The organism is Haladaptatus sp. (genome assembly GCF_049589095.1).
Classification (GTDB): domain Archaea; phylum Halobacteriota; class Halobacteria; order Halobacteriales; family Haladaptataceae; genus Haladaptatus.
The window spans coordinates 1-3880 of the sequence record NZ_JBAWAC010000623.1 but is presented as its reverse complement, the minus strand read 5'-3'; the positions used below and the strand labels follow the sequence as shown (position 1 = coordinate 3880).

The 3880-nt window shown below is 58.2% G+C and carries 3 protein-coding genes; 2 read left to right on the top strand and 1 reads right to left on the bottom strand.

What is annotated here, in order from left to right:
- Window positions 1–1264 (bottom strand): alkaline phosphatase family protein (locus WBV42_RS19780; protein WP_423987566.1); only part of this gene is annotated, 1264 nt, incomplete at its 3' end.
- A gap of 516 nt (window positions 1265–1780) precedes the next feature.
- On the opposite strand from WBV42_RS19780, the gene WBV42_RS19775 reads away from it, so the two are divergent.
- Both WBV42_RS19775 and WBV42_RS19770 read left to right on the top strand, forming a co-directional pair.
- The gene (locus tag WBV42_RS19775) at window positions 1781–2662 is read left to right on the top strand and encodes a twin-arginine translocation signal domain-containing protein (RefSeq protein ID WP_253225226.1); all 882 of its coding nucleotides are present in this window, start codon (window positions 1781–1783) and stop codon (window positions 2660–2662) included.
- Between the two features lie 399 nt (window positions 2663–3061).
- Window positions 3062–3721 carry a potassium channel family protein gene (locus WBV42_RS19770; protein ID WP_423987565.1) on the top strand — a complete coding sequence of 220 codons (660 nt, stop codon included), beginning with the start codon at window positions 3062–3064 and terminating at the stop codon, window positions 3719–3721.
- Window positions 3722–3880: the final 159 nt, after the last annotated feature.

Genomic DNA, 3880 nt, shown 5'->3' with positions numbered 1-3880 from the left:
GGTTTACGTTTTCCGCCCTGTCGACGAAGTCGAACGCCAAGCGTCCGTCCGGCGTTCTGACCGACGAGAGGATTTCGATGAGTTCCGACCGAACGGCTTCGTACTCGGATTGCGGAACGACACCGCTGGGGTCACGTCCTTCGAGGTTGATTCGGATACCGAGTTCACCGAGCGCCCGACAGTACGCCTTCGACCGACGCCAATCGACGGTTCGTTCGGCCGCCGAGCGAACGTTGCCCGGGACGAGGCGTTTCAGTTCCTCCTCCAATCCGACACGCTGGGCCGCGGTGAGAATCTTCGCCGGGGTTAAGCCGACCTTACCGAGTCCGGTAATCCCCATTGACGCTGCGCGTTCTATCGGACTGGTTTCAGTGTCCGTGGTGGCTTGCTCGTCCGGGTTAACGATCGATTGCTTAACCGAACTGAGACTGGTTCCGTAGTTGTTCCCGGTCGAATCCTCCCGGACGAAGCCGTGTTCTCGGAGAATCTCGTTCACGAACAGTTTGTACCCGTTCGTGACACCCATCCCGTGGTCCGAGCAGACGACGATGTTGGCGTCGGCGGCGCACTGCTGAACGGTGCCGACGAGGTCATCGGCCGCCCGGTAAATCCGCCGGAACGCGCTTCGTTCGTCGAAATTGTGGAAAACTGCATCCGTCTTTTGCACTTGGATAATCGCCACGCGCCACTCGTAGTTCGTCAGTAAATATTCTGCCGCGCGCGCACGCATGCCAACGAGGTCAGCATATCCATCGAGTTTGCGTTCCTTGTCGCTCACCATCTCCGCTTGTGAGTAGATGGTGTACTCCTCGCCGAGCGCGTCGGACAACTCGCCTCTGATGTCCTTTGGATAGCCATCGGCGTCCTCCGATGCGAGGTATCCCGGAACGAGGACTCCATTCAGTGGCTCCGCAGGATGCGTGACCGGGACGTTGAGCACGATGGACGGCTCGTCGATGGAGGTGAGGTAGTTCCAAATCGCCGGTTGCTGTACGTCGTTGCGGGTGATGATGTTCGCCTCGTCCGGATACGTGTTCTCGTAGTCGAAGAACCCGTACGCGTCGTGCTGACTCGGATCGGTCCCCGTGTACATCGACGGCCACGCGCTTCCGGTCCACGGTGGATGTGTCGAACGAAGTGGTGCGTCGATACCCGTGGAACGGAGACGGCCGAAATTCGGCAGTTCGTCCGCAAATTCGTCGAGATACTCGAAAGAAAGCGCATCGAATCCGAGCACGACGGTACGCGGTCCGTCGGAAGTCACTGCCCCCACCTCACGACGGAACGCGTATCGATGGTTCGATGCGTTGAGGATGTCGCTCTGACCCCGATCCGCCCAACGACTCGCTGGCGTATACTGTCGAGAGGATGGAGGTGCCGATGTTCAGATGCTCCGCTCATTCACATCGTACACCCCCTTCGTGGTACTTTGTTATACTCTACAGCCCCGCTTGTAAGCGAAGCCTATGCGTATCACCGCACCTGCCTGAATAAATCATCAAGAAACTATCTGGAATTTTCCCCTTGCCGGTGACGTTGTCCACGAGTAAGCTGTAGATACTCATTTCGCTCCGGGTTTACCTCGGTAACGAGGCGTATCTCCGCTCACGTATCCCAAGAGAATCGCTCTCGTGTACGATTTCGACTATCTCGGTATTCCAGCGTCGATTCCGTGGTAATCGGTCACAACGTCGCATCATGGGCCACCTTATAAATTGTTAGTACCACATTGAAAGAGAATCGCTACACTTTTACCATACCAACCTCACGTTGAACCTGCATGGCACGCGAATTCGAAAACGACACAACCGACAATGGATCGTTTCTGAAACGACGTTCGTTCCTGAAGGCGGCCGGTACCGCAGTGGCCGCGACAGGGGCAGTAGGCGTCAGTTCAGTGGCGAGTGCGAAAGGGTATGATACGATTACCGTCCCCGCTGGCCAGCAAAAGGCGATCGAAGTCGGCGACGGAGAAACGTTCGAAAACACGCTTATCGATCTCACCGCCGAAGGTGCCGGAGTCGCGTTCACGACGAGCGGAAGCGGATGGACGATTCGCAACGTCGGTATCAAGGGACAGGACAGCGGCCAGTCCTACATCATGATGCCTGGCGTCGAATCGCCGGACGGTCACGGTCTCATCGAAAACGTCTACATGGGCGACGGTACGAAGCCCGGAAAAAGCGGAGGCGGCATGTGGGTCAATGCGAACCTCCCGCACCAGGGCGTCATCACGGTTCGTCGCACGCACGTAGCAAAGACTGTCAACAACGGTCTGTACGCGTCAGGTCCGGGGAAACAGGGAGCGAAAGGGATTACGAACGTCGAGGATTCGTACTTCCACTCGAACAACATCTCCAACATCCGCCTGAACGCGAAGGGTGACCGAACACCGTACGTCAAGAATACGGTCGTAAAAGTCGACGATAAGACGCCCGTCTGTGGCGAGAACTGCTCGGCACCCGGTACGGTCAACAACCGTGGTGTCTGGTCCTGGTACGGTACCACGAAGGTCATCAACTCCGACATCCAGGGTGGCTTCGCCACCACGGACGGCGGAGACTTCAAAACGAAGAACACCAAGACCGGTAAACAGGCGGACACGACGCCCCCAAAGGGCGTCCCGATGTCGGCTGAAGAGGCTGTGAAAGGCCACAAATAACGAGAATTTGAGTTCGCCAGTCTCTTTCCTTTTCTATCTGTTCTCTTTTTATCGCGGATCGAAGACGGTCAACGGTCGCTGACGCTCCCCCGAACGAAGGAGTGCAACGACGGCAAACGAGTGTCACGACGGGATGATCGTCGCATTCGACGCGACGGATGATGACTCAACGCCCGCTGACGTGACCGAACGGGGAGAACCACCATCGTCGGTGGAAAGCCCTACGCCAGCAGCAACGGAAGCGGAATCGGTGACGGAAGAGAAATCCGTGACGGAAGCGAAATTCGTGCCGAAGTCGGATCGTACGAACTTCGTGAAGCGTACCGACGCTTCGACCTTTTTGTCAACTTACCTTCACCGACCGTGACGTTTTTGTCGTCGGTTGCGTTCTGAAACAGTATGCGATTTGTTATCGTTGGGTATGGTCGTGTCGGGATCCGGACCGCACAGATACTCTCGGAGGAGGGTCACGAGGTCGTCGTCGTCGATGACGACCCCGACAAAGTGGATCGTGCGCGAGAGGACGGCTTCGAGGTCGTCGAAGGGGACGGGTCGGACGAGGACGTACTGACCGAGGCGGGCATCGAGTCGGCGGACGCGATCGGCGGGTTGACGGGGGACTTGAACGTCAACTTCGCGGCGTGCATGGTCGGCAAGCACCACGGTTGTCGAACCGTCATGCGCATCGACGAGGACTACCGGGAGGAGATCTACCAGAAGTTCGCGGACGACGTGGACGACGTGATCTACCCTGAGCGCCTCGGTGCGGCAGGGGCGAAAACCGCGCTTCTCGGCGGCGACTTCGACGTCATCGCCGACCTGACCGAAAACCTCCAGTTGACGACGATGACGATTCCGGACGACTCGCCGCTGGTCGGGACGCGCGTTCAGGCGGTCGAACTCCCCACGAACGCACGGATCTACGCACACGGTCGAAACCGTGAGCGGATGACCATTCCGCTGCCGGGAACGAAGCTCGAAGCGGGAGACCGTGTCGCGCTCATCGCTTCACGCGAGGCGCTTCCGGCGGTACGCGACCGGCTCCAAGCGACTGTTTGAGAACAGATTCGAGTATCGAAATCGGAGAAATCGCTCGTCGGTCGTATCGAAGCGAAAAACGATTGGGCAGCGCGGGGTTCTAGGGCCATCCGGGACGAGAACTTTCGTGGGGGGGTTGGTGACACTGTAACGGGAAGCCAACCCGTCGCCAGAGCCCCC